We start from the raw sequence: 26,980 nt of genomic DNA, 5'->3' as shown, positions 1-26,980 counted from the left end.
CCGCAACCACAGGCTCCAGAGCCCGATGAATTTGTGCAGGCCCTCCCAGAGTAGCTGGCGACACTCCCGGCGCTCCAGCTTCAAGAAGGCGCGCCGCCAGTCGGTCAGCCGCCTTGGCGCCCGAGCGTCCAGGCACGGTGGTCTCGCAACACCATTGCGGCGTTCGGCAGGCCTGACGCCCGTCATCAACCGACCGCCAAGGCCTCTGAACGGACGGCCCGAGGCAAGCGGTTGGCGCTCCGTCGAGCAGATGATGGCTCGACGTCAGCCCCCGCGATCGATTTCCGCAAGCGGCGCCATGATCATGTACCTCAGACCATCCGAGCGGAACTCGAGACTGGCTTCGCCTTTGAGTTCTCGGACGACGCCCTGCTCCAGCAAGCGCGAACCGAATCCCTTTCGACCGCTAGGCGTCACGGTGGGACCGCCATGTTCAGACCAGCACAGGCGCAGCGCTTCAAAGGTCGGAGCCCCCTCTACCGCCCAGACGATGGCGACCCTCCCGGCTTCGTTCGAGAGCGCACCGTATTTCAGGGCGTTGGTGACGAGTTCGTGCGTCGCCATCGCCAGCGCGACGGCTGGCTGCGGCCGCAAGCGGATCCGCGGACCTTCAAGCGAGGTGCGCCACCGCACGGCCGGGTGAACGCCGAGCACTTGCGTAAGCAAATCTCGCAATTCCGCGCCGTCCCATCGCTGTGCGGTCAGAATGTCGTGCGCGCGCGCAAGAGCCATAAGCCGCGCCATGAAAGCGTTCTGTGTCGCAGGCGGAGTATCGCTGCTCCTGAGCGTCTGGGCGGCGATGGATTGGACAATGGCGAGCGTGTTCTTTACGCGGTGGTTCAGTTCGTCGATGAGCAGCCGCTGGTGACGCTGAGCCTCTTCGTTCCGGGCGAGCGCCTCTCGCAAGGCGGTGCGCTCGTCGCGCTCTGCGCGCAGCGACTCCAGCTCGTCGAACAGGCGTGCGCCGATCTGACAACGCTCGCTGTCCGTCGGATCGAGCATACGCTGGGCGAGCTCCTCATGTTGCCGCATGAGCAGCTCCACATCCTCCTCGAAGGCGAGTTCCGGATGGGTCTGCGTCCAGTAGTGGGCCGTGCGGATAAAGGCGAGATAGGCGGTGAGAAGCTCGAGCGCCTCACCCCCCAGAGCGGCCCGCAGAGCCGCTCGCGCTCGGCGACCTTGACTGGGACTGTTAAACAGGACGCCGGCCGCGACGAAGACATCCCACTCCATCTCACTGCCAGCCTCCGGCATCGCCGCGAGCGGCGCGACATGAGCCGTCAGCCGATCCAGGCTCTCGGCGATCTCGTCGGCGTCCGGAGCACCCGGACGCCGAAGCAACGCAATCACCTGATCCACGCTCTCCGGCGCGGCGTTTGGATCGCCCGAAGGCCGTCCGGCGCCGACCAGGAACCCGACGTGACGGACGATGCAGTACCGCACCTCGCAAAAGCGCGAGAGATGCACGAACAGCCGCTCTTTGAACAGGGACGGCAGAGGATTATCGAGATAGGCTGATTTCGCGAAGGCCCAGAGCTCTCGGACCAGGCCGGGAGCCTCCCCGGCGGTCTGGAAGAAGTTCGGCACGACGCCGAACCGGGCCAACACCTCAGCTCGGAATGCATCCTCGCCGCTCATGGGACGGGGCGAGGTTGGATCGCGCACGATCGACATCCGGACTGCCTTGCTCTCGGTTACCGCGGCCAGGAGATCGGCGCTCCCACCCCAGGTGAATAAACCCGCTCAGCCGTGCGGGGGGTATGCGTCGACCGGCAACGTGCCATGGCAACGTTTGTGCCTGCTGGAGCACGGCATCGATGAACGAGCGCCAGCCATAAATCACGATCGCCTGCAGGTCGATGGCAGCTGCAGCGGCAAGCCATCGTTCAGGTCAAAGCCGTGCGACACGCGCCTGGGGTAGATTCGGCTTTGGCGTTCGACCACCGGCTGCGGGGGTAGAAGGCGGCCAGAGATCAAGCTGCCCGGAGAAGTCGGGGGGGCTCGTCGACGCGCAGGACATCCTTACCGGCTGATCGCGGCAATCGGCTCCAAGGACGACGAGTTCCAGCGGCTGCGATTAAGCGCGAGGCGAACGCTTGTGCCGTCTGGCCTCCGCTCATCGCGAGAGCGGAGCTTCGGGCGAGAGCCTGGTCCGGGCCAAAGAGGCCGCACCCGCGAGACCGGGACAATAAATCGAGCCAATGTCCGCCACCAGCGCGGCTTACCGTTCCCCTGTGCAGGAGCGAAGCCTTGGGGGTGTTGGATGCGTCGAGTTGTGATGTGTGCGGCGGCGGGCGTCCTTTTTCTGGGTGGGTGTGACGGCCGGCAGACCCGAACGGTCAGCAATGCCGAGACCGGAGAACGGGCGACGATCGAGACCGGCGCGGGAGCCCGGCCGCCGACCAACATGCCCGATTTCGCGCCAATGTACCGCGGGGCGCAGATCGAAAGCTCCGTGGCCGGGACCAGCTCGCAGCAGACGGGAGCCAACCAGGGCGGCATGGTGACGTTCCGCGTCGACGACAGCGTCGAGCAGGTCGCCGCCTTCTATCGCGGCGTCCTCGACCGCTCCGACCTCAGCGTCCGGGACGAGCTCAATCTCAACGGCACGCTGATGCTGACCGGAAGTCATCCGGACGATTCCGATCGCGGGCTGCAGGTCAGCATTGCGCGGACCACCGACGGGCGGGGCAGTTTCGTGACCCTGGTCTACAGCCTCGGCGAGGGTTGACCGCGCCGGGAGGAACCGCAGAGCTTACAAGGAACCGCGACAGGGGGCTGAAGTGGATTGGGAAAAGGTCGAGGCGGCCCTGGACGAGGCGCTGGAGCATCCCCCATCCGAACGCCGGCGCCTGGTGCACGACCGGCTGGGCTCCGACGCAGTGCTGGAACGGGAGGCCCTGTCGCTGCTGGCGGCGGCGGAGGACAGTGCCGCCTTCCTCGGCCCTGCGGCGGCGCCCTCGGCCGATCTCGAATGCGGCGCCCGCTTCGGGGCCTGGCAGGTCGCCGACCGCCTGGGCGGCGGCGGCATGGGCGAGGTCTACCGCGTCGAGCGCGCCGACGGCGCCTATCGACAGCAGGCGGCTCTGAAGTTGATGCGGCCGCTGCCCGCCACCTATTGGAGCCGGTTCCAGGCCGAGCGCCAGATCCTGGCGGAATTGGAGCACCCCGGCGTCGCCCGCCTGTTGGACGGTGGGCTGAGCGCCGACAACCGCCCCTTCATGGTGCTGGAGTATGTGGACGGCGCGCCAATCGACGCCTGGTGCGACGCCAAGCACGCGGACGTGCGACGGCGCGTCGGACTCATCCTCGAGGTGTGCGAGGCCGTCGCCCATGCCCACGCCAAGCTGGTGGTGCATCGTGACATCAAGCCCTCCAACATCCTGGTTACGGAGGATGGCCGCACCCGGTTGATTGACTTCGGCGTGGCGCGGCTGATGGCGGCCGGCGACGGGGCGCGCACGGAAACCCCGGTCTCGATCGAGTACGCCGCGCCCGAACTGCTCGAAGGCGCGTCCGCCACGGTGATGACCGACGTCTACGGCCTGGCCGCGACCCTGTTCGAATTGCTGACGGGGCGGCCGCCCATCGTGGTGACCGGCGATCCCATGGCGGTGGCCGTCCGCAAGATCGCCGAGGCGCCGGCCGAGCGCTTGTTGACAGCCGCGCCCTCCGGGTCTGCGCCCGGCGCTCTGGCGCGCGACCTGGACGCCATCCTGGCCCGGGCCCTGCGGAAGGAACCCCAGGCGCGCTACGCCACCGTCGAAGCCTTTGCGCAGGACCTGACCCGAGCCCTGGCGGGTCAGCCCGTCAAGGCGCGCGAGGGCGAGCGGGGCTATGCGCTCGGCCGCTTCCTGCGCCGCCGGCGCTGGCCGATCGCCGCGGCCGCCGCGGTGGTGCTGAGCCTTGCGGGGGGCCTGGGCGCAGCTCTCGTGCAGGCCGAACGAGCCGAGGTGCAGCGGGACGCGGCCCTGCGCGAACAGGCGCGGCTCGAGGCCGTGCAGCAGTATCTCTATTTCATGTTCCGCAACGCGGCCGAGACGGGCGGACCTGACGCCGACGTCGCCCAGGTGCTGGAGAACGCCGCGGGCCAGGTGCTGGCTCAGTTCGAGGCCGACCCCCGGCGTGGCGGCCCGCTAGTGAAGATGTTGGGGGAGCTGTTCTTCTATCTGAACGACTATGAGGCGGCAGAACCCCTGCTCAGGCGCCTGGTCGGCACCACCGGGGTGGAGCCCCACATCGTCGCGTCCGCGGCCTACGACCTGGCCCAGGTCGAGCTGCGCAAGTCCGAGCAGGCGGCGGCGGCGCGCCATCTCGAACAGGCCCAGGCGTTCTGGCGGCGCGAGCCGGATCGCTGGCGCTCCCAGCTGGTGGACAGCCGCCTGGTGGAGGCCCGCCTGCTGAGAGATCGAGGCCGGGTCGAGGACGCGGTGGCGCTCCTGCAGCGCAACCTGCCCGTCCGCATTGCGCTCAGCGGCGCGAACCACCGGGAGACCGGTGTCTACCACAATGACCTGGGGGTGATGCTGACCGCGGCCGGGCGCCCCGAAGAGGCGATCCCCTCCTTCCGCGCCGCCCTGGGCGTCTGGCACGCCGCCGGGCTCGACGCGGGGCCGGACGCCCTCAACACGCTGAACAACCTCGCCGCGCTCGAAGTGCTGCAAGGCCGTCCGGATCGCGCGGAACCGCTGTTCCGGCGCGCCTTGGATGTGCGTCGACGCCTATATGGGCCGTCCGCGGCCACGGCCGCCCTGCTGAGCAACTCCGGCAAGACGCTTTTGCAGCTGGACCGGCCGGGCGAGGCCGTTCCGCTGCTGGAGGAGGCCGTTGATATGGCCCGCGAACACGCCGGCCCTGGCAGCCTGCACTATGCCTCTGCCGTCGCCGGACTGAGCGAGGCCTATCTGGGCCTGGGCCGCACCGGCCAGGCGGCGGGCCTGAGCGAGGCCGCGCTCCGGACGGTGCGGGCGGCGCTGGGCGAGAGCCACCCGGCCACGGCCGTCGTGGCGGTCTCCCTCGGGCGCGTTCGCGCAGCCCAGGGACGCGGCGACGAGGCCCGGTCGCTCCTGGACGGCGCCCAGCGATCCCTCTCAGCTCTCGGGCCGGCGGGCGCGACCCAGATCCGGGCCATCGACCAGATCAGATCGCGATACGCGCTTCGCTAGGCGGAAGCGACGCCGTCAGGTCGCCGTTCAGCTCCCGATAGAGCCACGCCCGGGCCTTCACCCAGTCGCGGCGCACCGTGCGGTCGGTGACGCCCAGGAGGGCGGCGGTCTGTTCGTCGCTGTATCCGGCGAAGAAGCGCAGTTCGACCACCTGGGCCAGGCGCGGATTGAGGCGGCCCAGCCGGGTCAGGGCCTCGTCCAGCTCCACGAGCCGATCGTCGCTCTCCCAGAAAGGTTCGATGTCGTCGGTCAGGGCGTCGACCTTGCCCGCCCCGCGCTTGGCCGCCAGTCGCGCCCGGGCGTGATCGACCAGCACGTGACGCATCGCCAGCGCCGCAGAATGCAGGAAATGATCGTCGTTGCGCCATTCGCCCCGTCGGCGCAGCTTGAGCCAGGCTTCGCTGATCAGGACGGTGGCGCGCAGCGTTTCGCCGGCGTTGACGCGGAACCGCTCGCGCAAGGCGATCTTCCGCAGCTCGCTCCAGAGCTCAGACGCCAACCGATCCGCTCCAGACCGCACGACGCCGTCCTCGATCCGGTTGGTCGCACCCGCCGTCATCACCCCCTCGCCCCAACTGAACGTGGATATCTTACGCCGAAAAACTATTGGTTGCCACCGCCCGTACGTATCCAGGCGTGACCGGTGTCGAAGCGAAGTGTCCGCGGCCTTGCGCCCGCACGCCGTCCTGTCCCAGGCCATAGCGAACCGCGTCGTCGCCAAGGACGCCATAGCCGCCGGGGCGCCCGGGAACAGATGCGCTGGCTCGCCGAGGCGCAGGGGCTCGGGGATTGAGCAAGGACGCGTTCACGACGGTCACGGCGGAGGCGCGCGCCCCGAGGACCACGCCGCCGCGGCCGTCCGAGGACCGTCCCCTTCTGGAGCGATGGCTAGTGGAGACGCCGTGACCGTGCGGCAGGCGGCGGCCAGTCCGTCACCGGCCCAGAAGCGGCGCGCGTCCCGCGCCAGTCGGGCGCCCAGCCCGCGTTGGTCGCCAGCCAGAAGGGCGGCCCGGACCGTCAGGGCCTGCTCGAAGGCCCGCTGGAGGCCCTCCCCGAACCTCGGCGGCGCCAGCAGTAAGGCGTCGCCCACGAGGGCGAGCGGCGGCGCCCCTGCGAGGTCCGTCTCCTCCAAGGCGATCCGTTGCACCCCGGGCGCCGTGTAACGGACGCCGCGGCCTGAGAAATTCATCCCGCCCAGGCGGCCCGCGAGCTCCGATCCCGCCACGTCGCAGACCGCATGCATGACGTCGTCCAACGACGGCGGCGGCCGTCGCGCCGAATAGCGACAAGTCAGGGCCGCGCGCCCCGCGGGCCCGATCTGGATCAGCCCGTCGAGGCGGCGGCCCGGATCATTCCACGCGATCACGCCCGAGGCGCCGCGAGCGCGGCCGGTCCAGCTGACGAAGGCTTCCGCGCCGCCCAGATCGTCCATGAAGACGTCCGGCAGGACCGCCTCCAGGAGGGACAGGACAGCGCGCCGCCCGCCAGTGGCGTCGATGAGCAGATCCGCATGGACGACGCCGCCCCCCCCCCCCGCACCCGCCATCGCGCACGTTCGGCGACGACGTCCAGCGCAGCGGCGTGGAAGCGCAAGTCCACGCCCGCCGCCTCCGCGGCCCGGGCGAGGTCCCGCTCGAGGCCACCCAAGGTGATGACGCCTGGCGAAGGCGCTCCCGGCGACAGCGCCTCGAGCGCCTCCAGGGCCTGGGCGGCGCCGGAGGAAAGGCGATGCACATGGGCGCCGCGTGGCGAGGCCTGGCCACGCCGGCGGGCCTCCAGGACGACACAGGACGCCCCCGCCTGCCGGACGGCGAGGGCGGCGGAAAGCCCCGCCGCCCCACCGCCAACAATGACGACGTTCATGGCCGCCTAGCGCCGCTCATCTCCTGTCGGCCGCATGGGAACCCCCAGGCCGCGGGACCGGGTCTGCTCGTTCGCGGCGACGACGAGGAAGACGACGCCATTGGGCTGGCGTCCGAGGGTCTGGCGGGCGAGGTCTTCGAGGATGCGGTCCCGGTTCTGCAGGGTCCGCCCGCCGCCAGGGACCAGCATGTCGCCTGGGAACAGCATGTCCCCGGGAAACAGCATGTCGCCCGGGAAGAGCATGTCTCCGGGGAACAGCATGTCGCCTGGAAAAGCCGTCTCGCGCGGCGAAAGCTCGAAGCGCCGCGAGGCGAACACATCCGCCAGCCGGCCGCGCTCGAAACGCGCCGCCAACAGCTGAACCGGCGTGACCTCGGCGCCGTCCAGTCTCAGCTCCATGCCGCGAAGCAGCGCCTGGCGCAGGTCCTCCTCGGTAAGCCGGTCTAGCCGGTCGCGCACCCGGATCGTGATCTGTCCCCCATCCTGCGCCAAGGCCAGGGTGGCGGACGCCATGCCTGCGCCCAGGGGCGCCGACGCCCGCCAAGAAGGTTCTACGCACCAGAGCCATCAGCTCATCTCCTGTTCACGCCCCTCGTGACGGAGAACGGGAGAGGGCCAAGCAGGCGGACATCAGAAGGGCTGGCGCTGCAGCACGATCGGGATCGACGTCTCCGCCTCCGGGGGCGCATAGACGCCGTCGATCCACGCGCCGGCGGAGACGGCGAAGGTCAGGACATGGTCGAGGCCGTCGGCGCCGGGACGAAAGACGATACGGGCCCGGCCGTCTCGGGCGACGCCTTCGAACGACGCGCTCAGGTCGGTGAACTCGCAGTCGTCGGAGGAGGGCTGCGGCAGCGGCCGGTCGATCCAGCAGAAGGGCTGGAACAGCACATAGCTGCCCTGCAGGTCCTCGCCATCGTGGAGGATGTGCAGCCGCATCACCGCGCCGTCAGCCGGATCCTGCGGCCGCGTGACACGCCAATTCGCCTGCAGAGCGCCCGCGGGCGCGCGAGGCGACTCTTCGCCGTCTTCGTCATGGGCGGTGACCGGCTCGAGAGCGGCGGAGGCGCCCGGATCCCGGTCCGGGTCGGGCGCGGGCGCGGGCGCGGGCGCGGGCGCGGGCGCATCCTGCGCGCAAGCCCCCGCCGCAAGGACAAGGAGCAAGGCTAGGGCGACAGGCAGCGCCTTGGCGGTCATGGCGGCGACTCCTTGCCAGGGGTTGGCCAGCAGCCGTGCGGGCCGCCGGCCGCAGGCTTCAGAACAGGCGGCCGACACCCTGGCGGATGCGCTCGTGCGCCCGGCGCTCGGCCTCCTCGGCGGCCGCCCGCGCGGCCCGCGCAGCGGCGCTTTCAACGGCGCCCGGGCTCCGGGGTCCGGCGGCGGTCCCTTGCGCCGCCGCGCCCGACTGGCCCTGCATGCGAGCAAAGGTCCCGTTCCATTCCCGATCCGGAGCGTCCTCGCAGTGGCTCCAATTTCCCGTGAAGGCGGATCGGTCCGCGTTGAAGCGCCAGACAACCCGACCGTAGTAGGCCGTGCCGTTCTTCTGCTTGCCGCAACTGATCGGCGAGGCGTCCTGATACCAGTAGCCGGTGACGGTGGAGCCTTGCGCCACCCCCTGAACCCGGCCGCCGCCGTACTCGTAGACCCCCTCCACGCCGCCCGCGTCCCAGCGGGTGATCGTCAGGTCGTTGAAGTCGGTCGTATAAACCCGGCCCACGGCCGGATCCGGCGCCCTGGGCTGCGGCCGCGCCGCTCGCACCCGACATCAACCGCCGGCCGCTCCAGCGTTCGGACGCAGGTTCGTCGCAATAGCCCCACCCGCCCGCGAAGGACTGACCGTCACGGGAGAAGACGAGTTGTAGTCTGCCGTAGTGGGTCTTGCCGTTGCGAGGCCGGGGACAGGCGACCCCTGAGTCGTCCTGGTACCAGTATCCCCTCACCGTCATGCCCTGGCGCTCGCCCTCGAAGCGGCCGTTCTGATGCGCGAAACGTCCAGCGACCGCCCGGCCCTCCCAGCGCTCAAGGGTCAGTTCGCCCCAGTCCGACTCGAAGGCCGCGCCGGCCATGGCCGGAGTCTGCGCATAGGCCCCGCCGGCCGCTAACAGCCCGAGCGCCATGCCCGTCGACAGCATCACTCTCTTCATCGTCATATCCTGTCCAAAACGCCACCTGTGCAGGATCAAGTACGGAAACCCGCCCGCCGACCGGACATGGCGGCGCGCAGGCCGACGGGCTCCGTCAGCCCGCGTCCGTCAGGATGGGCTCCTCGACATCCAGCATGTGGCGCGGCGCCGTCGCGATGCAGGTCTGAAGGCGCGGCGTGACCTCCTCGCGTTCAGCCGGACTCAACAGCTGGGTTCCGTAACGCTTCTTCAGCGCGTCGAACTGCGCCAGCGTCCCCCCCACGGTCCCGGATCAGGGTGGCGGCCTGGTTGCCCCAGGCGCGATAGTCTTGGGGGCTTGCCTTAGGCAGTCCCTGCGCCGTTTCGGCTGAGGCCATGTGCAGGAAGTAGGACCCATGGGTGAGCGCCCAGCACTCCATGGCGCGATGGAGCGCCGGATCGGGGCGCGGCCCTTCGCCGCCCTGGAGGCCGGCCAGGGCCTGGTGGTCGCCCGCCGCGGCGGCCTCTCCGCCACCCGTTGCGGCCCCGGCGCCCCTGCCCCGGCTCCTTCTGGACCCCGTCGTCGCAGCCGATGAGGATCATCGCCAGCAAGACGCCGCCAAGCTGCGCCGCCCAAGGTCTGGTGCGCCACGTCATGTAAAGCCTCCTTTCGTCCTTCCCTCCGCTGAACGGAGAAACGGGGCCTCGGCGGACACCGGCTGGCGCGGCGGATGGCCTCACACCACGTCCTTGTAGGCGCAGGCCAAATGGCGCGCGCCTGCCGGGTCGGCGCGGAGCTGGGCGATGACGGCGCCACGCGCCTGCGGCGGCATCGTCGCGGCGAAACGGGCGATGATCGCCTCGACCTGGGCGTCGGTCAGATCGCAGGCCAGGCCGAGGTTCGCCGCGCCATCCGCACCGCCTGAAGCCGGGGCGTCCGGGTCGACACGCCGCGGCTCGGCGTTCATGGCCGCGCGCTCGGCCGAGGATAGCCGCGACCACATCTGCTCGCCCATTTGCTCGACCAGGGGTGGCATTGTCAGCGTGCGGGCCGAGGCTGGCGTCGAGGGCAAGGCGACGACGGAATGAAGCACGCCGGAGATGGAGCCGCTGAGGGTCGCCGCGCAGCGGTCGCTTGGGGGCGAGAAGCTGGCCTGATACCGCAGGAGCATCGCGCCGGACGTGCTGCGCTCCACCACGATCTCGCCCTCGCCCTCGATCCCGGTGGGTAGGACGAGGCCCTGCTTCTGGAGCGCTGCGTTGGTCATGCCGCCCGTAAGCCGCGCCGGGTAGCGCCCGGGGCCGGAGACGGTTCCCGCAGCTTCAATGCGGAAGTCCAGCTGGGAGGCGGGCAGGCGGCCGCCGCCGCTGAACGACGTCAGACCGCCGGAGCTCGCGGCCGCCATGGCCGAGGCGCCCAGCGCCGCCACATCACGGCTCGTCCGCTGGCACACGGCGTTGGGGCTGTCCGGCCGCTCTCCCTGCGCGGGCGCGCCCATGGCCGAACCCAAGGCGATCTGAACGCGGCTGCATTCCGCCATTTGCGCGATGAGGTCCGGAGCCGAGGCGGGGATGAGATAGCCGACGATGCTGAAGTCGGTCGGATCCATCGCTGCTATGTGAAAACTGGCCTGGGGCGGTAGGCCCTCACTGGCCACGCCGGTGGCGACGTCTCGCGTCTCGCAGTCTCCCTCCTCGACGGCGGCGCGCGCGCGGACCGCCTGGCGGGCCTGGTGGGCGCCCGGCCCCACGGTGAGGCGCAGACGCCGGACGCGCGTCTTGTCCTCCCCGGCGGGATGCAGATTGGTCAGGGCGATGGTCATGGCCTGGTCGGCGAACGCCGGGTCCGGATTGTGGACGAGCGTCCAGGACTTCACCGCCGCGCCGGTCCGCGTGTCCTCGACGATCATCCCAGGCCGCACCATGTCGACAGGGCTGTGGTATTCCACCTCAACCGGCCCGCGGACCGGCGGCGCTCGCCAGACCTGCTGGGCGGTCAGGTGCAGACCTTCCAGCGCCTCTACGCCCCCCTCCCCCGCGTCGGCGATCACCGTGTAGATGGGGGGCAGGCCTTGCGTCGGCGTCTTGCCGGACCAGCGGACCACGAGGCAGTCGGTCGAAGCCTCCTTGAGCGTGACGTCCACCTCTCTCACGGCATTGGCCAAAGAAAGCTCGATCGGCAGGCAGCCGCTCCGGCCGCCGTTCTCCACCATGGCGCCTTGCCAGACCTCGCGGGCGAAAACCCCCCTGCCCCTCGGCGCGCCGAGGCACCACGCCGTTGGCGATCAAGGCGGACCAGTTCAGCTTCGCCAGCGCCCGCGCCAGGCCCATGTCCTCCCCAGCGGCGCGGATCAGGGCCGCGTCCAGCCATCCGCGGACGGAAGCCGCCTTGGCGGGATCGGCGGGACGGCTCGCATAGGCGTTGTTCAAGAAGCTCCACTGGCGGCCCCATCCCAGGACGGCCCAGAAGGCGACATCGCTGCCGCTGTTGGCGCCGACTTCGAACAGCGGGACATCCACCCGTCGGACGCCCGCAAGACTGCGCGCCAGCCCGGTCCAGTTGTCGTAGGAGGCCGGCTCGCGGTCGAAGCTGCGGATCCCGGAGCGCAGGATGATCTCGCCGCTGCTGGAATAGCCCCAGTCGTGGCCGAACCGATCCTTGCCGCCCCGAAGCGACACAAAGCCCAGGGCTGCGCCGAGGCTGTTCAGGGCCTGGCTGGCCGACGTGGGGGCCGGCTCCTGGCCCGGCGCATGCGGCGGAAGCCCCAGGCGATCGTTGCAGTACCCCTGGACCTGTCGCCACCCCACAGCCATGGCCAGCGACAGTTCAGGATAGGCCGACGCCCAGTTCTTCTCCGAAGGCCGGTCGAACCATTCCGCCGGGCGCCGTGAGATAGCGGCTGTGGCCGCCGCGTCCGCAGGCGCCGCCGTAGGCGAAGGGCGCCACGTCGTCCCGAAGACGCAGCAAGATGCCGTATGTCGGCCGTCCCGCCGGCTGCTGGGGCTGGAAGATGTCCGGCCGGGCGCCGATAACGTTCATGATCCGGCTGCTGGTCGGCCACGCGTCGAACACCCGATCCATCAGCCGTTCGATCCGACGGGTCTCAGCCGCGTCGACCGGCGGTCGGGCGACGTAAAAGGCCTCGGCCCGCGCATCGAGCCACTCGGGAGGCGGCTGGTCGCCCGACCATACCCGCAGGCTGGGCTTGTCCTGAGCCATGGCCGACGGGGCGCACGCCGTCGCCATCAAGGCCGCCACGAAGCTGAACGTCGTCCAGATCCTAACGCGGTTCATCGTCGTCGCTTCCCCATCCGGTCTGATGAGGGAACGAGATCGCACGGCGGATCAGGACATGAGAATGGATCCGTCACCCACGCGCCCAGCGCCAAGAACGTCGCGCGATATCAGCCATTGCGACCTACTTCGGCCCAAGCTTGGCGCGAACATCCCAGGCCTGAATGGTTCGGTTTGCCCGGCCTGAGGCGGCGGCGACGACCGCCCGCGTCCGCGGTCCCGAAGCGGGCCTCCAAATCGACGTTGGTCGCATTGGAGTGGCGCGCGGGCCTTGCGGCCACACCCCGGACCACGAAGCCGACCCGCCCCTCGCCGGGCGTCGTCAGCGCCGCAAGGCGCTTTCCGTCGGCGACTATATACTTTGCAAACCCGGAAACTTAGCGGCCAGTTAAGGCGTTTCGATTATTGCGCTTGTTGCGCTTATTGCGCATATAGGGTGCGTTAACAGGAGCTTTGATTATGAACGGCCTACTGGAGCGGCCGGGCACCGTGATTCCCACGGAGCACGATGCAGACCTTGCGGCGACCGCAAGTCGTGCGATCGCGCGTGCGGCCAAGGACATTCTGCACGTGCGCCTGGAGAATGGCGACGAGCTGGCCTTACCTAAAGCAGTGACGCGCCTTCTGTCCCACCTGCTTATCGAGATGGGTCAGGGCAACGCTGTCACCATCATCCCGATCCACGCGGAGCTATCGACGCAAGAAGCGGCAGACTACCTCAACGTATCGCGTCCGTATCTTGTTAAGCTTTTGAACGAAAAGAAGATACCTCACCACAAGGTCGGTACTCATCGCCGCGTGAGATTCACGGACATTTGCGAGTACAAAGAGAACTTCAAGAAGGAACGCTCTGCGGCGATGGATGCTCTAGCCGAAGAGACCCAAAGATTAGGATTCTAGACCATTCGTGTTTCGAGCTACACCGTTGTTCTAGACGCGTGCGTCCTCTACCCCCGCGCCGCTGCGAGACTTGCTAATGGAACTCGCAGTGGCCGGGCTCTTCCGCGCGAAATGGACCGCTGAAATTCACGACGAATGGATCTGGAACGTTCTCAAGAACCGTTCCGATCTCACGGAAGCTCAGCTCCACAGAACCCGCGACCTTATGAACGCGGCCGTGCTCGATTGCCTCGTTGAAGGTTACGAGGAGCTCATTCCGGCTCTCACCCTTCCGGATGCCGACGACCGCCATGTGCTGGCAGCCGCCATCAAGAGCGGCGCCGACGCTATCGTCACGTTCAACCGCCGGGATTTCCCGAAAGCGGTGCTCGAAAACTACGACATTGAACTGCAGCACCCGGACACCTTCATCCAGCATCAGATGGGGTTGGACGCCGCAAAGGTTGGTGATCGCGGCTCAGAGGTGTCGCGCCCGCCTCAAGAACCCCCGGCGACGGTGGAAGAGTATCTTGAGCGACTGGAGGCTCGGTCTCTGCCGCTCACCGTCGCTGAGCTGCGCCCATATTCCGCACTGCTCTAAGAGCCATCAGGCGTTGCGGGCGGCTCCTTGGGAGCGACCCTCCTCACCGTCTCTTTGCACCGCGCTTCGTCCTCGTCCGCCTCTAGCTCGTGGGCGAGATCCTTGAACTTGTCGAGTTGGGGCCTGGGGTCTTCGGGCATGGGGGATATCCTCAACGAAAAGGACCCACCGCCGGGCGACTTGGCGGTCGTCGCCCCGCCCTCGTATCGCGCGAAGATCGTGTCCGATCGCGTGTTCGAGCTCCGCTCGCACCCCGACTTCCGGATCGCTCGCAGGGCCCTAATCATATCGCGCCTGGCGCAAGTCATTTCGGAACGAAAGGTCCAGGGCGGGCTGCGGCGGGTGCTCCTTACTCAGGCCAAGAGGCTGCAGTGGCTGGCGGAGCGGCGATACGAGGGCCTTGGGGGCGCGGCCTCAGTCGCCATTGAGGGTGACGAGGACGCCTAGATGCGGGGCGCCCTGAGCAGCCGCCGGGGCTGCAGTCACGCGCTCCGCAGGAGGGCGTTCACCTCGGCTGCAAGGGCACGGGCAGTCTAAGGAAACCTGTAAGACCCAGGCCACCACTCCACCGCTCGCGGTGAAGGAACGATGTTGCGTCCCCGCCTTGCAGGGGCCCAGCCTAGCCTGTAGCCTGGGCGGATCGGACGCTTCGGCCCAACCCTGGTCCGGTAAGGTCGGCGTGAGCGCCTCGCGGCGCTTGCGCCGGCTGAAGCAGGCATTGCTCGCTCGACGCTGGGGACGCGTGGATCCGCACGAGGCGATCTGCACAGATTGTCGCAGGGACCCTCGGCAGGAATTCTGTTGCAGCGACTTTCTCGAGTAAGTTCATAAACTTAACATTCCCGCCACGGGCGATAGCAACCAAAATACAACCTGGCTCTCGGAAACACTCCGACCGAAGGTAGCCGCTACCGCGAAACGGGACCCCCACACCCTTCAAAGGGGCGTTCGAAAGTCGCTCCCAAGCATCTAGTCCTGGTCGAACGCCGGCCCCCGGCGCCTGCCTGATGGCGACATTGGGTATCGCGGATTGCGCTATGTCGACGGCTCCCCGTAGGGCTGGCCGCTGGTCATGATAGTCCTGATGATCCGGGGCCATCTGGTTGGCCATGCGTCTAGTCGGCGTCGAATAGCTCTAGGAAGGCCGCGAGGCTCGCGACTTGGCCCTGGGGCGCCGAGATGCGGCCTTCCCGAACGAGCTCCTCCGCTGACACGATGCGCTTCGTGAGCTCGAACCAGGACCGCCGGTCCGTTTCCAAATGAAGGGCGTCGGCCGCAGCGCCCGGTCGCGTCTCCGCCACGCCGCGGCGGACCGCAATGGTGAAAGCCTCCCCCGTGTCGCGGAAACGGATCGCCAGCGCTTTCTCCACATGCCGAGAACGCTCGGGATCGATGCGACTCTCCAAGACCGAAACCAGGGCGGCGGTCGGGGCTGCGGCGACGCCCGAATAGCTGCGCGTGGCCGCCGCGGCCGGCGACTTATGCATGTCGATCTTGCCCTCCAGGTGCAGCGCCTCGGTCAGGTAGAAGTTGTAGCCTTGGGTACCCCATGAGACCTGAGCCAACTTGCGCAATGCTGCGGCCTTCGCGGTCCGCGCAGCGGCGTCCTCGGGCGCCGCCGCCACGGCGTAGCCGGCCAGCTTCGCCGCCAGGGCGTACTGTCGCTGTTCCATCGCGCGTCCAACGCGCGCCAGCAGCCGATCCCTGCCGCCGAAGCCTTCCACAATCGTCGCGCCGAGAACCGCCGGGCTCGGCGGATGCATCTCGGCGGCGTCTTCTCCGTACCAGCCGATCAGACCGCGGTAGATGCCGCGCAGGGCGAAGTCGAACTCGGAGTAGCCCTGGTAGAGGGTGGGCTCGGAGCGGAGATGCTCCGGCAAGTGGGTGTTGGCCACCAACTCGTCAGGGCCCCAGCCCTTGTTGATCCCGCGGATCGCCTGATTGAACGTGAAGGCATAGGCGTCGCGATGCGCGGTCAGGATCCGGTTGATCTCGGCCGCCCCGGAGACAGCGTCGCCATGCATCGGGACATAGTGCTCCGGCTGCAGGGCCCGGATATCGTCATAGCCTTCGATGATGCCCCGCGGATCCCGATACGGCTCGCCGCGCAACGTATACATGGCGAAGAACTGTTTCGCCGTGACATTGGTGACGACCGTGGAGAGCTCGGGAATCCAGACGCTCAGGCTGTCGTCAGTGTCCCCCTGCGCATGGATGAAGACGAACTCCGTGCCGCCGATCGCGAGACGCTCGCCGTCCGCCACGGGCCGAGTCACGGCGAGGTGCCCGGACGCGAGCTTCGCCGGGTCGCTCACCGGCGGCGAAGGCACGCCCAGCCGCGCATCGGGCCCCTGCGCCGGCAACAGGTTGCCGAACTGCATGTTCACCCGCCGCTGGCGCGACGGCGCCAGGTCCAGGGACGCCGCGCCCTGGTTCTTCTCCACCCGCGGATGGCCGACGATCATCACGTCCGCGCGGCCTGCGCCCTTCACGATCGCCGAGGCCCCCGCGTGTAGTGGGAGTGCGAGTAGACGATGGCCAGGATCGGCTTGTTCGAGAGCTTGCGGATTTCGGCGAGGAAGGTCTCGCCCTCGCCGATGTTCACGCCGGTGTCGAAGACCACGAGCCCGTCGCGGGTTTCAACGACGATGCAGTTGACGATGGAGAAGTCGCGGATGGTCCACACCCGCTCGCGCACCTTGACGACGCGGGCCTTGCCGACGTCCGCGCGGGCCGCCGCGAGCTGGGCGTTGATGATGGCGCCGTTGGGGGGCGACCACTGTCTCCACCGGATCCCCCATGTAGGGATTAGGCGGCGGCGCCGAGGCGGCCGCAGCCGGCCACAGGATCGCCGCCGCGCCGGCTCCGACCAGAGAGTTCCAGATAGTGAAGGTCATAGGCGACTCCGCCGCCGCGTGGGCGCACAGCTGGGCGACGGACGCAGGCTCGGGGAGGTGGAGCCCGCGTCCGTCTCTCCCCCAATGGGCTAGTAGCGCACCTTCGCCGAAAGACGGAGGGTGCGCGGCTCGCCCACGAAACACCGCTGCAGGCTGCCGCCGGTCACCGGGTCGTTGGTGCCGAGCGGACCGGCCAGGGTCTGGCCGAACTTCAGCGTGCAATAGCCTTCATCGGTGAGGTTTTCGCCGCTGACAGCGAGCTCCCAGCGCTCGTCGGGGCCGCGCAGGGCGAGCCGAACACCCAGCAGGGCGTAGCCATCCTGAACCGTCTGCGGGTTCCCGTCCCCCCGCCCCGCCGACATCGTTGTCGCTGATAAAGCTGACGCGCCCATTGGCGGCCAGGCTCATACCCCCCACGGCAGCGGCCGCTCGTAGTCGGCGGAGACGACGCCCTGCCACTTCGGCGAGAAGGCCGCGCGGGCGCCGGTGAGGTCCTGGATGCCGCCGAAGCCGGGGAGCCCCGGCGCATTGCGGAAGTCCGTGTATTCCGAGTCCAGGCGCGTGCCCGACAGGGACAGGGTCAGATCGTCGGTGGGCCGGCCGACGAACTCGAACTCGACGCCGCGCTGACGAATGCTGCCGGCGTTACGCACGCTGAAGAAGGTGCCATTGTAGCTGCGCAGCTGGAAGCCATCGATCTCGGTCACAAAGGCCGTGGCGTTGGCCGTGAGGCGCCCGTCCAAGAGGTCGCTCTTCACGCCGAGTTCGTAGTTCGTGGTCTCCTCCGGCGCGAACACCCGCGCGGTCCCGAGCACATTGCCGGTCCCAGAGTCGAAGCCGCCCGACTTGTAGCCGGTGGAGACCGTCGCGAAGACCATGGTCCCGCGGGTCGGACGCCAGGTGGTGTTCAGCCGGTAGGTGACCTTGTCGCCGCTGAAGGCGAGGTCCGCCTCGTCGTTGGCCACAATGATGCCGGCGGCGCTGTTCAGCGCCCGCGCACGGATGTAGCCGTCCTTCTCGTCCCGCGACCAGCGGAGTCCCAGCGTGACGTCCCAGACGTCGGTGACCGAGTAGGTCGACTGCCCGTAGACGGCGTAGCTTTCGGTGGTCTGGGTGAACAGCGATGTGCTCGCGCCGCGCTGCGGACCGGCCAGGCAGGCTGTCAGGCGGGCCGGCAGCGCGTTGCGGATGAGGATGTCGCAGTAACCCGAGCCGAGATTGACGTCGCTCGAGATCCGGTAGTCTTCCTTGAAGTAGTAGAGCCCCGCCACATAGCGCAGCCGCCCGTCCAGCAGCGTTTCCGGGGAGATCAGCTGCAATTCCTCGGAGTGGGTCTTGCTCTGGTACCCGGCGTCTCGGCCGAACAGGCCGGCCGCCGTGTAGGCGACATCGTCCTCGCCCTGAATGTTGTCCCAGCGGCGCAGGCCGCTGATCAGGCGCAGCTCGTAGTCGCCGATCTCCCAGCTGAGCTCGCTCGCAAGTCCGTACTGCTCGTCATCCATGTTGCCGTCGGTCAGCTGGCGGACCCGCCGGCCGAAAGTGTCGTAGAGCTCCGGGTGGAGACCGTTGAGCCGGCTGGCGATGTTCGCCGCGCCCTGCGGCGTGACCGTGGCCGCATCGACCGAAGCCACGACCAGGCCGTCGCCGTCCTGCCGCTGGTAGTCGCCGCGCAGCAGCCAGGTGACCGAGTCGGAAAGCTCCGCCCGGACCGCGCCGCGCAGGGAGGTCGTCTCGAGCTGACCAAAGCGCTCGCCATTCAGCGCGCTCCGGCCGTAGCCGTCGAAGCCGTCGTACAGCACGGCCAGGCGGGCCTGGATCCGCTCGCTAACCGGCAGGTTAACCACGCCCGTGGCGCGGCGCCGTCCGAAGTTCCCGACTTCCGCCATCGCTTCGCCGCCGAAGGCGGCGGTGGGTTCGGCTGTCCGGATGCTAAGCGCACCCATAGAGGCGTTGCGCCCGAACAGCGTGCCCTGGGGCCCTCTCAGGATCTCGACCGAGGCGACATCGTTGAGGCCCGCCAAGAGCGGGCCGGGACGGGCTATGTAGACGCCATCCACGAAGGCGCCGACGCTGGGCTCGATGGCGGCGTTGCCGGCCGAGCCGATCCCACGGATCGAGATGCGGGTGTTGGCGGCCTGTGACGCCCGGGACACGTAGAAGCTGGGCGCCACCCGCTGCAGGTCCTGGACATTGGTGACGTTGGCCTTCTCCAGCGCCGACGCGCCGAGCACCGCCATCGAGATCGGCACGTCCTGCGCCCGTTCGCTCCGCTTTTGTGCGGTGACGATCACTTCGTCGACGGAGGCGTCCATGGCGGAGGCCGCCTCTTGGGCCGAGGCAGGCGCCGCCGCCAGGCCCGCGACCAGCGCCAACGCGCTCGCGCTGCGAAGATAGGTCATCTGCATCTCCCCTGCATGTTTTCGTCACGGGCCACTTAGCGGGTCCATGGGGGAGTCATACGCAATGTTACCAACCAGGATCAAATGAAATGATCCTATCTGGTAACATACCTATGTTTCGATCTCGTCGTTCTCGAAGCCGTAGCGTGTCGGCGGCGCACCGAGACGGAAGGCGTCCCGCAATGCGCGGTGGTATTCGCGGGAGACGCGGCCCCACCATTCCGCCCGCGCCGCGTCGGTGAGGCCGTCCGCGCCTTCCAGCCAGTTGATCAGCACGTCGACGATCGGGCCGACCACCTGCAGGGCCGCCAGCCGGGCGCGTCCGCCCGCCCCCGGGGCCACTCCCTCGCCCGGCAAGAACCAGCGCGCTTCGACGTAGGCCGCGAAGGTCTCCCAGATCTCCGCACGCCAGCGGTTCTGCTCCGCGCCGCCCCGGCTGTAACGCAGCACGAGGAGGAAGAGGTCTGGGTGCTCACGCGCCGTGCGCACGATCTGCAGGACCCGCTCGCCGTACGCCCGGTAAGGCTGGGCGTAAGCGTCGTGGATCGCCGACAGAACCCGCTCCAGCAGCGCATCCATCAGCGCCTGCTTGTTCGGGAAGATGCGATAGATGAGCACCTTCGGCGCCCCTAGCGCGTCGGCGACATCCTGCATGGTGGCGGTGTTCAGGCCCTTGCGCAGAAAGACCTCAGCGGCGATCCGCAGATAGAGTTCGCGACGCTCCTCACGATCAACGCGCGGCTTGGAGCCCAGCCCGACACGGGCGGCGCGGGACGCAGGCGTGACACCCTTCGTGGCCAACGACACCCTCCCCCAAGCTGTTCTGGCGGACCGCCCATGCCCAGTTCCGGGCGCCGGTTGTCAAGGGTGCTCTGCGCTGCGACCGCCCTGCCGCCGCACCGCTCGGCTCGGCGCCCGGCGACAGCGGCCCGGCGGCAGATCTCCGCTGCCGGAATGGCGTCTGCGCCCGATGATGATCGGGCCAGAGACAGCAGGCCCTCCTTGCTGAAGCTGCTGATCGCCCCGACCTGCCTGGGCTTGGCCACCGCCAACCATGCGGCGACCGCCGCCTGGCGCTAGGCCCCCATCGGTCGCATGACGCCCGCGGCCCTCACCGTCGCCCACCCGCACGAACCCGTCGCACTTGAGCTCTTGGGTTGAGGTATGACCTCTTCAGCGAGAAGCGAACGCTCGCCCTCCCGCACGTGCAGTCGCTTAAAGCGGCGCGCGCGGCGGCGGTGGACTTGGCATCGACGTGGCGAACGGCGGCGACGCTTACCCGCCCAGCGTGCGCGACTCGCGGCCCGTATCGCCCTGAACGCCAAAGCACCGGCGAAGACACTGCATGCCGTTCGACCGCGGACCTCGCCGGCATGCCGGAGACGACGGGGTCACCTGCGCGCACGGGCGGTGGCTTTAGGAGTGGACGCCAACGCCTTCGCCCCTGAGCCTTTACGATCCGAGCCAGCGCAATCCGGTCGCCGCGTGCAAGGCGTTCGTCGACTTCGCGCGACGGCGCAGCGCGGCCGGCGAACCCAAAGGCCCTGCGTGGTGCGCGCCTAGTGCTTCCAAAGGCGTTCAGGCGCGAGGGTCGGCCAGCCCGAGACCATCAATGGGGCGCCATGAGGCGGACGCTAAGCATCATAGGAATAGGCCAGCGAACACGCAGGCGACCATGAGGCCGACGTAGACCAGCGTCACGCCAAGGCAAGAGAGCAGGATCGCGAACCGCGCGGCGCGGAACGTCTTGCGGTTGATGGAGCCGTGCTGGTCACGCATACCCGGGCCTACTGTGAAACCCGACCGCCCTAAGGCTCCGCTTGCTGCGCCTCAATTAGGGGATTCTACGAGCTGCGCATTCCTGCCGTCGCTCTTGCGCCCTCGTCGTGAAGAGCCTACGCTTGGAGGGTCGGGTGTTAACATCCGGCAGAGCTCTCCAGAATTGAGTGGCCGGCGCAGTTGCGCTGGCCACTTTTCTTTGGGGCCTCGACTTGTCCGTTGGCCGTGCGCGCCGAAGCGACCCGGCCGCTGCTGCCGCTCGCCTGGTCCTACTTGGGCCGTTCAGCTGCGCCGTTGGCGCGGTAATTTGCGCGCCGACGAGACACGGCAGGTCGGCGAATTCTCGAGGCGAGGCTCGCAACGTTCGCACCGGCACGCGGAGAGGCCCCGCCAGCTCAGGCTGACGGGGCCGTGGGTCGAGGACAGCTGACGGCCCCCAAGGCCGTGCGCTGCTTAACTTCCACGAACCTGGTCGCGTTGCACAGCAGCCGGACACAGCCGTCTGACGCGCTTTGTCTTAAGAGCGCCCGTCGCCGAATAGATCTTGGTCAGCCGCAGAACGGATGGCACCGCGGAGCCACCGTCTTGGTCGGCCTCCAGAGTCGATCTGTTCGTCATCCCAGGTGCGCAAGGGCGTTGGGAGCCGAGCATCTCAGAGGCTCCTCGGACGCCCCGCGAGGGAGGAAGGCGTCCATCGCCACCTCAAGCGATAAGCCTCGCCTCACACAACCTGCGGACACGTTCCTGAAGATCCGCAATCCGCGCGCTTAGCCAGACCAGTTCCTCGGGCGTGATCTTGTAGTGCGGCGAATAGCGGGCGTCGATGTAGGCCTTCCGCAGCAACTCGAAACATCGCTGTTCGAACTTGCCCGTCCGAGGCCAAGCGTCGATCAGCTCCGGCGCCCAGACGCTCCGCCTGCGCCCGCAGGAAGTTCAGCCTGTGCGACTTCGGACTGTAGAGCGTCAGTGTCAGCAAGAGGCAGTGATAGAGCCGCTCGGTCGCTTGATGGAGCAAGAAGGCGGCCAGCTTGTTGTCGCTATCCTTGACGGCGTAACCCGCGTTTCTCAGAAAGCCGCCCGCGCTCTCGAACCAGCGATCGAACTGCTGCTGCGCCTCCTTCCTGGCCTCCTCAGGCGAAAGCTGGCGGGGTTTCGCGAAGGGCTGATCCTCGGATTGGTACAGGACCACCCCGTCGCGCAAGATGTCGACGAAGAACGGCCGGCCCAGGCCAAGTTGCCGGTTCACATCGGAGAGGGAGTGCACAATGAAATTGGCAGGCGCTGACAGGGTTCGGGTCGTCTCGTATTCGCGCAACAGGCGCTCGTCGGCCTTGGTCCAGTACTCGACGACATCCGTCAGCTCGTCGTGGCTCACGACAACAAGCAGATCATAGTCTGAACGATAGCCGCTCGCCCGATCCTCGACCCAGTCGCCTCGAGCATAGGAGCCGAACAGCACGACCTTGAGGATGCGCCCCATCTTCCGGGTCGCGATCTGCTTGTTCTTGGTGGCGTCATGGAATTCCGCCAGCAGGATCTGCACCACGCTCGAGAGTTCGCGGCGCTTGCTGTCTGGCAGATGTTTGAGGCTCGTCTTCACGAGGTAAGACTCCCCTGTTCGCCCAAGCGTTGCAACCCGCTGCCGTGCGTGGTCTGTGTGAGCGCCGAGCTGGAATAGGGTCGAGGCCCGCCTAGGATCCGAGAGAGCCGACGCGGCGCGCGCGCCGCTAGCGAAGAGCCCACCCCCTGCGCCGCCAACCTCTGCCTTGGGATTTCAGCGTCGTGGCGGCATACCGCGCCGCGAGGGAGCGCCTGTGTCCGTATTCCGCCACTACATGTTGAACAGTCGAGGCCAAATCGAGGTCGGCGACTGGCTCGAGGCTCAGGACCTGGAGGACGCGCGGCGGAAGGCGATGGAGAGTTGCCGCGGCCGTTTCCCGCTCTGCGAGATCTGGCAGGGCCATCAAAGGTTGGCGCAGTTTGCCTGTGCCGAAGGGTGTGAGGGGTGATTGCGCAGTCCCCGCGAGGCTCGCCGGGCCGTTCCTGAACCCGACGCTCGCCTTAACCTTCGCCCGTGATGGCGGCGATTTTCGCCAGCCTTTGCGATACGCAGGGTCATGCGCAGGGAGGTGGTCCGAACGCGCGATCGGCCGTCGGACGACCACTCAGCTGAGCTTGAAGCCAAGCGCTACCCAAACAGCCACGCCTGTTGCGTAGATCACCGCCACCCCGCCGAAGGCTGCAAGGATGGCGAGCCGCGCCGTGTTGAAAGTGCGCCGGTCGAGGCCGCCGCGCTCCTCCTGGTCCATGACACAATCCCCCGTATTTGTACGGGTATCGGTTAAGGGTCGGCGGCTGCAGTCGCAACGTCGCTCCGGTTGTAGTCGTCAGGTTCATTCGCGCGACGGTGCAGACGCACGGTTGATCTTTTGCGGGCCGGGCCGTCGCACCCCGGCGCGAAGGCTGCGAGGTGTCGGGCGCCAGACCGGAAGACGAGCGAGACAGCCGCGCAGCGCGTAGGCGCAACAGCAAGATCAACACACACAGAACCGGTCGGGCCAGCGCCGCGCCGTGCGCGCAGGTGATCCTGCGATGTTGTGCGTGCGGTCGGCGCGGGCGCACACAGAAACCGCGTCGGCCAGACGGTCACCGTTCGAGGTCAAGCAGAAGTGGGGCAGCGCGGCTCCATTCACTCGAACCTCGCGCCGTGAGCCCCGGGGCGCTCGATGCTTAGGACGGCAACTCCTGGCGCGATGGACGCATCGGCCAGCCTGATCCATGGAACCGCAGCCTTGTACAATGCCTTTCGCCCAAGGATCGAGCGAGGCGGACATGCACGTCGCGACAGCCAAGGAACTGGTGCTGCGGGCGCTGGTCGCGGCAGAGATCGCTGAGAGCTGCACACATAGCGAACTGCGGCGGCAGTTTTACGCCTTGTCGGAGCTTTGGCTGGACCGAGCGCGGACCGATGCGGGCCAAGCACCAGAAAAGCTTGGGTCCTTCTCTGACCTGAACCTCGCGCCGCGTCGGATTGCGGAGGAGCGCCCGCGCCCGCCGCCCTGATGTCGAGGCGATGCCTCTCCCGCAGATCATCGCGATGCGCACGTGGGACGGGCGCCGCGACCCCCGATGGGGACGTGCTACGACTTGTCGAGCGGTGAGGGTTCGGATTAGGTGAACGCGCGTCCGGTCAGCATCCCAATCCTCACCGACGCGCACACCCCGATGTGCCGCCGACGCAAGGCCTCGCGGCCTTGCGTCGGTATCTTGCTTCCGGCAGACCAAGCTTCGCCCGGTGACTGTCGCCTGCCAAGTTGTGAGGCGCCGCACGCTGCGGCGCCTCACCGGCTCCGTTTGCGACTTGCGCCTCCCCGGCCATGATGACGATCATCACATGCGCTCGCGCTGGCAGCGCTCGCACACAGCCTGCGAACCGCGAGCCTGCGCCGTACTAAGTCGGGAACTGTGACGCGACGCCGGGGCAGGAGGACCTTCCATGACAGTCAGCGACCTGATCGAGCAGCTCCTGCGTTTCGATCCGGAGCACGAGGTCTTGATGAATGTGGACCGCAAACTCTGCGCCATCGCGGAGGCGCAGCTCGATTGGGCGGGATCAGTTGGAGGTCAGCTGCAGCTTGCCGGACCTGGCGAACCGGGTCAGCGCGTCGTGAGGCTCAGTGCCCTCAGAGGCACGTAGCCCGAACCGCGCCGAGATCCATTGCGCGAGACGCAAAGCCGAGCTTAGCTCCTGTTGTCGGGCTGAGGCACGCAAACTCCCCGGCTCGGCCGGCGCGCGCGCGGCCGCTGCGTCGCGCCGGCCAACCCACCCGTATCTGTGGTGGGATCATCCCAGCCTGTCCGGCGGCGAAAGCATGCTCAGCACCAACTGCCCGCGCCTGAGTGGGAGCATCCCTCCAAGTCGGACGCGTGCCTGCGGCTCCCCGTGCCGCTGACGGCCCCGAAGCCGCGGGTTCGGTGCTTCCTTGCGCCACCCACGGTCTTCCGCTTAGCTGTGGCGGCTGAGCCATCGAGCACCCCCAGGTACGCGGACGCTCGGCCGCCGGCGCGGAGCGAAGCTCGTTCCTCCGCGCCGGTGATCCGCGGGCCAGCGTCTCGCGCGGACAGGGCGTGCGATCCGCACGCTCGGTTGAAGCGCAGCCGGACGAAGCGCGCGATGTCTCCGAAGATGAGCCCGTTCCGTTGCGACCCCGCGCGGGTCATTGCCCAGCGCGCAGGCAGACGGCGCCGGTGACGCCGCCATCTTGATCAAAGCTGTGCGGCCTGCCCGCCATGCGCTCGCGAATGTGTCGTGACGAGCGGGCCACGATTGAAGCTTCACAGGCGGCGCGTTCGCCGTGGAAGATGCAGGGGCACGTGACCATGACCTTTCAGCCTCTCGACGCGAGCCGCTACGAGGTCCGAACGTATGGCGGCCTGACATTCCGCGTCGCCCGAGGCCTCACCGAGACACTATCGGATGAAGAGGTCGAATACGTCTTTGCACGATTGGCGATGCGGTCAACGGGAGGACCGGCCCTGGAGCCGCGCAGGACGCCGCATGCCTTCAAGGGCGACTCGACCGCAGCGGCGGCGAGACTTCGACGTCGATCGCCGCTCCACATTCATGGAGATGGCAGGGGCTGAGCTTTGAACCTCACGGTTGAGGAACTGAGCATCCTAGATGCGGTCGGGCGCGGCGACTTCCCTCTCCCGCCGGGCGCTGACGCCTTGATCGAGTCTCTTCGGCAACAGGGTTATCTGTTGCGAGGGCTGCGGGGAGCGCTCTCCCTCTCGGACCGCGGGTGGGAAGCCCTGGGTGTGCCTCCGCCGTGAGCAGGACGCAGCGTGCAGCCGATGGCGGGCTTGGTCCGAGGGGTATGACCTTTCAATCTGATTGCACAGCAAGCCATCGCCCCAGAGATGCGCCGCGCACCTTATGAGCACGATGACTCCGGCTCAGGACACCTCATCCCTGGCCGATCAGACCCTGTCTAGGCGGAATATGGTGGCCAAAAACTGGCTTCGCGGTAGACGAGATCTTTGCGCCAGCAACCTCGCATTTCAAGCATTCCGAACAATAATATACGACGCGGACTGGAATCAGCCAGCCAGGGGCGACAGCGCTGTCTGCGACCGACCTTGCGCCGCTCGCCGGATATGCCAGAGCATAGCCAGCGCTGGAGTTCAAGCGAGGGCGCTAAATTGGACCGCGCGAACTATCCTGATCTGAGCGGGCGCACAGTCTTCGTGACCGGCGGAGCGTCGGGGATCGGCGCCTGTCTCGTCGAGCGCTTTCACGGGCAGGGCTGCAAGGTGGCATTTGTTGACCTGCAGAGAGACTCTGGCCAGGCACTAGCAGCGAAACTGGCGGAGGGGGTGTGGTTCCGCCGCTGCGACGTTACCGATGCGGCGGCGCTCCAAGCAGCGATCGCGGATGCCGCGGACGCCCTCGGGCCGGTAACGGTGCTTATCAATAACGTCGCCAACGATGCACGACATAATGCGGCGGAAACCTCAGTTGAGGCGTGGCGCCAGAGCCTCGCCGTGAATCTAGATCCGGCGTTTGTGGCATCCGTCGCCGCTTATCCAATGATGAAGTTGGAGGGCGGCGGATCAATCGTAAACGTAAGTTCAATCAACGCCATGTGGGGGCCAGCTCACATGGCGACGTATGTGGCGGCCAAGGGCGCGATCAATTCGCTGTGCAAGAGCCTAGCCCGCGAGTGGGGGCCAGACAGAGTGCGAGTGAACGCGCTGTCGCCCGGCTGGGTCGTCACCGAGCGACAGTTGGAGCTGTGGCTGACGCCGGAGGCGGAGGCGCAGTGGCGTGAGCAGGTAGCGCTGAAGGAACGGCTGTATCCTGATGATATCGCCAATGCAGCGCTTTTCCTCGCCAGCGACAGCGCGCGGATGATTACCGGAACCAATCTGGTCGTCGATGCGGGACGGCTCGGATAAGGTTCGGTTTGAAGGCGGCGTCGCGCCGAGGTCGGGCTCCCG

Annotated in this window: 26 protein-coding genes and 1 pseudogene; 8 read left to right on the top strand and 19 right to left on the bottom strand. The window is 67.9% G+C overall.

Annotated elements, in window-relative coordinates; all coding sequences use genetic code 11:
• Positions 1–264: 264 nt before the first annotated feature.
• On the bottom strand, positions 265–1,674 hold the full coding sequence (locus LRS10_RS23215; RefSeq protein WP_257839526.1) for a sensor histidine kinase: 1,410 nt from the start codon (positions 1,672–1,674) through the stop codon (positions 265–267).
• A gap of 589 nt (positions 1,675–2,263) precedes the next feature.
• Here LRS10_RS23215 and LRS10_RS23210 point away from each other — a divergent pair.
• Positions 2,264–2,731, top strand: coding sequence for a hypothetical protein (locus LRS10_RS23210; protein ID WP_257839525.1), 468 nt, complete (start codon positions 2,264–2,266; stop codon positions 2,729–2,731).
• A 52-nt stretch (positions 2,732–2,783) separates the two neighbouring features.
• On the top strand, positions 2,784–5,165 hold the full coding sequence (locus LRS10_RS23205; protein ID WP_257839524.1) for a serine/threonine-protein kinase: 2,382 nt from the start codon (positions 2,784–2,786) through the stop codon (positions 5,163–5,165).
• Here the strand turns inward: LRS10_RS23205 and LRS10_RS23200 are convergent.
• The 9 genes and pseudogenes from LRS10_RS23200 to LRS10_RS23165 form a co-directional block, all read right to left on the bottom strand.
• Positions 5,140–5,724, bottom strand: coding sequence for an ECF-type sigma factor (locus LRS10_RS23200; protein ID WP_257839523.1), 585 nt, complete (start codon positions 5,722–5,724; stop codon positions 5,140–5,142). The two genes, LRS10_RS23205 and LRS10_RS23200, sit on opposite strands and share 26 nt — an antisense overlap.
• 255 nt (positions 5,725–5,979) lie before the next feature.
• On the bottom strand, positions 5,980–6,711 hold the full coding sequence (locus tag LRS10_RS23195; protein ID WP_257839522.1) for a hypothetical protein: 732 nt from the start codon (positions 6,709–6,711) through the stop codon (positions 5,980–5,982).
• Positions 6,712–6,905: 194 nt separating this feature from the next.
• Positions 6,906–7,028, bottom strand: a pseudogene (locus LRS10_RS25520) (FAD-dependent oxidoreductase); the annotation flags it as partial.
• 6 nt (positions 7,029–7,034) lie between these two features.
• Entirely contained in the window at positions 7,035–7,541 is a 507-nt protein-coding gene (locus LRS10_RS23190) for a hypothetical protein (protein WP_257839521.1), read from the bottom strand.
• Between the two features lie 117 nt (positions 7,542–7,658).
• Positions 7,659–8,225 carry a hypothetical protein gene (locus LRS10_RS23185; RefSeq protein WP_257839520.1) on the bottom strand — a complete coding sequence of 189 codons (567 nt, stop codon included), beginning with the start codon at positions 8,223–8,225 and terminating at the stop codon, positions 7,659–7,661.
• 58 nt (positions 8,226–8,283) lie between these two features.
• A complete protein-coding gene (locus LRS10_RS23180) occupies positions 8,284–8,745 on the bottom strand; it encodes a hypothetical protein (RefSeq protein WP_257839519.1) in 462 nt (153 codons plus the stop codon).
• Between the two features lie 521 nt (positions 8,746–9,266).
• Complete coding sequence (locus LRS10_RS23175; protein WP_257839518.1) at positions 9,267–9,434, bottom strand: hypothetical protein; 168 nt, start codon at positions 9,432–9,434, stop codon at positions 9,267–9,269.
• A 433-nt stretch (positions 9,435–9,867) separates the two neighbouring features.
• A complete protein-coding gene (locus LRS10_RS23170) occupies positions 9,868–11,343 on the bottom strand; it encodes a hypothetical protein (protein ID WP_257839517.1) in 1,476 nt (491 codons plus the stop codon).
• Between the two features lie 614 nt (positions 11,344–11,957).
• Positions 11,958–12,425: a hypothetical protein gene (locus tag LRS10_RS23165; protein ID WP_257839516.1), complete on the bottom strand. Its 468-nt coding sequence runs from the start codon at positions 12,423–12,425 to the stop codon at positions 11,958–11,960.
• A gap of 459 nt (positions 12,426–12,884) precedes the next feature.
• On the opposite strand from LRS10_RS23165, the gene LRS10_RS23160 reads away from it, so the two are divergent.
• Positions 12,885–13,325, top strand: coding sequence for a helix-turn-helix domain-containing protein (locus LRS10_RS23160; protein ID WP_257839515.1), 441 nt, complete (start codon positions 12,885–12,887; stop codon positions 13,323–13,325).
• A gap of 76 nt (positions 13,326–13,401) precedes the next feature.
• Complete coding sequence (locus LRS10_RS23155) at positions 13,402–13,905, top strand: PIN domain-containing protein (RefSeq protein WP_257839514.1); 504 nt, start codon at positions 13,402–13,404, stop codon at positions 13,903–13,905.
• On the opposite strand, the gene LRS10_RS23150 is transcribed toward LRS10_RS23155, so the two are convergent.
• Positions 13,902–14,045, bottom strand: a complete 144-nt coding sequence (locus LRS10_RS23150; protein WP_257839513.1) for a hypothetical protein — start codon at positions 14,043–14,045, stop codon at positions 13,902–13,904. The genes LRS10_RS23155 and LRS10_RS23150 overlap by 4 nt on opposite strands.
• Between LRS10_RS23150 and LRS10_RS23145 the strand changes: the two genes are divergently transcribed.
• Complete coding sequence (locus LRS10_RS23145; RefSeq protein ID WP_257839512.1) at positions 14,044–14,352, top strand: hypothetical protein; 309 nt, start codon at positions 14,044–14,046, stop codon at positions 14,350–14,352. The genes LRS10_RS23150 and LRS10_RS23145 overlap by 2 nt on opposite strands.
• A gap of 668 nt (positions 14,353–15,020) precedes the next feature.
• On the opposite strand, the gene LRS10_RS23140 is transcribed toward LRS10_RS23145, so the two are convergent.
• From LRS10_RS23140 to LRS10_RS23110, 8 genes are all read right to left on the bottom strand, one after another.
• Positions 15,021–16,397, bottom strand: coding sequence for an alkyl sulfatase dimerization domain-containing protein (locus tag LRS10_RS23140; RefSeq protein WP_257839511.1), 1,377 nt, complete (start codon positions 16,395–16,397; stop codon positions 15,021–15,023).
• Positions 16,394–16,603, bottom strand: coding sequence for an MBL fold metallo-hydrolase (locus LRS10_RS23135; RefSeq protein WP_257839510.1), 210 nt, complete (start codon positions 16,601–16,603; stop codon positions 16,394–16,396). The genes LRS10_RS23140 and LRS10_RS23135 overlap by 4 nt, the downstream gene beginning before the upstream one ends.
• Before the next feature lie 288 nt (positions 16,604–16,891).
• Positions 16,892–17,164, bottom strand: coding sequence for a TonB-dependent receptor (locus LRS10_RS24660; RefSeq protein WP_308238041.1), 273 nt, complete (start codon positions 17,162–17,164; stop codon positions 16,892–16,894).
• A 42-nt stretch (positions 17,165–17,206) separates the two neighbouring features.
• On the bottom strand, positions 17,207–19,201 hold the full coding sequence (locus LRS10_RS23130) for a TonB-dependent receptor (RefSeq protein WP_308238040.1): 1,995 nt from the start codon (positions 19,199–19,201) through the stop codon (positions 17,207–17,209).
• 111 nt (positions 19,202–19,312) lie between these two features.
• Complete coding sequence (locus LRS10_RS23125) at positions 19,313–20,002, bottom strand: TetR/AcrR family transcriptional regulator (protein ID WP_257839509.1); 690 nt, start codon at positions 20,000–20,002, stop codon at positions 19,313–19,315.
• An 840-nt stretch (positions 20,003–20,842) separates the two neighbouring features.
• Positions 20,843–20,980, bottom strand: a complete 138-nt coding sequence (locus LRS10_RS23120; RefSeq protein WP_257839508.1) for a hypothetical protein — start codon at positions 20,978–20,980, stop codon at positions 20,843–20,845.
• A gap of 721 nt (positions 20,981–21,701) precedes the next feature.
• Positions 21,702–22,580 (bottom strand): nucleotidyltransferase domain-containing protein, encoded by an 879-nt coding sequence (locus LRS10_RS23115; RefSeq protein WP_308238039.1) that lies wholly within the window; start codon positions 22,578–22,580, stop codon positions 21,702–21,704.
• A gap of 565 nt (positions 22,581–23,145) precedes the next feature.
• A complete protein-coding gene (locus LRS10_RS23110) occupies positions 23,146–23,289 on the bottom strand; it encodes a hypothetical protein (protein ID WP_257839507.1) in 144 nt (47 codons plus the stop codon).
• Positions 23,290–23,812: 523 nt separating this feature from the next.
• Between LRS10_RS23110 and LRS10_RS23105 the strand changes: the two genes are divergently transcribed.
• The 3 genes from LRS10_RS23105 to LRS10_RS23095 all read left to right on the top strand — a co-directional run bounded on the left by LRS10_RS23105 (position 23,813) and on the right by LRS10_RS23095 (position 26,938).
• Positions 23,813–24,043, top strand: coding sequence for a hypothetical protein (locus tag LRS10_RS23105; RefSeq protein ID WP_257839506.1), 231 nt, complete (start codon positions 23,813–23,815; stop codon positions 24,041–24,043).
• A 433-nt stretch (positions 24,044–24,476) separates the two neighbouring features.
• Positions 24,477–24,677, top strand: a complete 201-nt coding sequence (locus tag LRS10_RS23100) for a hypothetical protein (protein WP_257839505.1) — start codon at positions 24,477–24,479, stop codon at positions 24,675–24,677.
• A 1,505-nt stretch (positions 24,678–26,182) separates the two neighbouring features.
• The gene (locus LRS10_RS23095) at positions 26,183–26,938 is read left to right on the top strand and encodes an SDR family NAD(P)-dependent oxidoreductase (protein WP_257839504.1); all 756 of its coding nucleotides are present in this window, start codon (positions 26,183–26,185) and stop codon (positions 26,936–26,938) included.
• The last annotated feature ends 42 nt before the right edge of the window (positions 26,939–26,980 follow it).

Origin of the sequence: Phenylobacterium sp. J426 (assembly GCF_024699945.1) — a bacterium.
In the GTDB taxonomy this organism is placed as follows: domain Bacteria; phylum Pseudomonadota; class Alphaproteobacteria; order Caulobacterales; family Caulobacteraceae; genus Phenylobacterium.
Note: the sequence above shows the minus strand (reverse complement) of the source record. Positions and strands in the feature narration are given on the sequence as shown.

Coding starts and splice junctions, on each gene's coding strand:
- LRS10_RS23215 (WP_257839526.1), bottom strand. CDS start 1,674: ATGTCGATCGTGCGCGATCCAACCTCGCCCCGTCCCATGAGCGGCGAG.
- LRS10_RS23210 (WP_257839525.1), top strand. CDS start 2,264: ATGCGTCGAGTTGTGATGTGTGCGGCGGCGGGCGTCCTTTTTCTGGGT.
- LRS10_RS23200 (WP_257839523.1), bottom strand. CDS start 5,724: ATGACGGCGGGTGCGACCAACCGGATCGAGGACGGCGTCGTGCGGTCT.
- LRS10_RS23195 (WP_257839522.1), bottom strand. CDS start 6,711: ATGGCGGGTGCGGGGGGGGGGGGCGGCGTCGTCCATGCGGATCTGCTC.
- LRS10_RS23190 (WP_257839521.1), bottom strand. CDS start 7,541: ATGGCGTCCGCCACCCTGGCCTTGGCGCAGGATGGGGGACAGATCACG.
- LRS10_RS23185 (WP_257839520.1), bottom strand. CDS start 8,225: ATGACCGCCAAGGCGCTGCCTGTCGCCCTAGCCTTGCTCCTTGTCCTT.
- LRS10_RS23170 (WP_257839517.1), bottom strand. CDS start 11,343: ATGGTGGAGAACGGCGGCCGGAGCGGCTGCCTGCCGATCGAGCTTTCT.
- LRS10_RS23165 (WP_257839516.1), bottom strand. CDS start 12,425: ATGAACCGCGTTAGGATCTGGACGACGTTCAGCTTCGTGGCGGCCTTG.
- LRS10_RS23160 (WP_257839515.1), top strand. CDS start 12,885: ATGAACGGCCTACTGGAGCGGCCGGGCACCGTGATTCCCACGGAGCAC.
- LRS10_RS23155 (WP_257839514.1), top strand. CDS start 13,402: ATGGAACTCGCAGTGGCCGGGCTCTTCCGCGCGAAATGGACCGCTGAA.
- LRS10_RS23145 (WP_257839512.1), top strand. CDS start 14,044: ATGGGGGATATCCTCAACGAAAAGGACCCACCGCCGGGCGACTTGGCG.
- LRS10_RS23150 (WP_257839513.1), bottom strand. CDS start 14,045: ATGCCCGAAGACCCCAGGCCCCAACTCGACAAGTTCAAGGATCTCGCC.
- LRS10_RS24660 (WP_308238041.1), bottom strand. CDS start 17,164: ATGTCGGCGGGGCGGGGGGACGGGAACCCGCAGACGGTTCAGGATGGC.
- LRS10_RS23130 (WP_308238040.1), bottom strand. CDS start 19,201: ATGACCTATCTTCGCAGCGCGAGCGCGTTGGCGCTGGTCGCGGGCCTG.
- LRS10_RS23120 (WP_257839508.1), bottom strand. CDS start 20,980: ATGCGTGACCAGCACGGCTCCATCAACCGCAAGACGTTCCGCGCCGCG.
- LRS10_RS23110 (WP_257839507.1), bottom strand. CDS start 23,289: ATGGACCAGGAGGAGCGCGGCGGCCTCGACCGGCGCACTTTCAACACG.
- LRS10_RS23105 (WP_257839506.1), top strand. CDS start 23,813: ATGCACGTCGCGACAGCCAAGGAACTGGTGCTGCGGGCGCTGGTCGCG.
- LRS10_RS23100 (WP_257839505.1), top strand. CDS start 24,477: ATGACAGTCAGCGACCTGATCGAGCAGCTCCTGCGTTTCGATCCGGAG.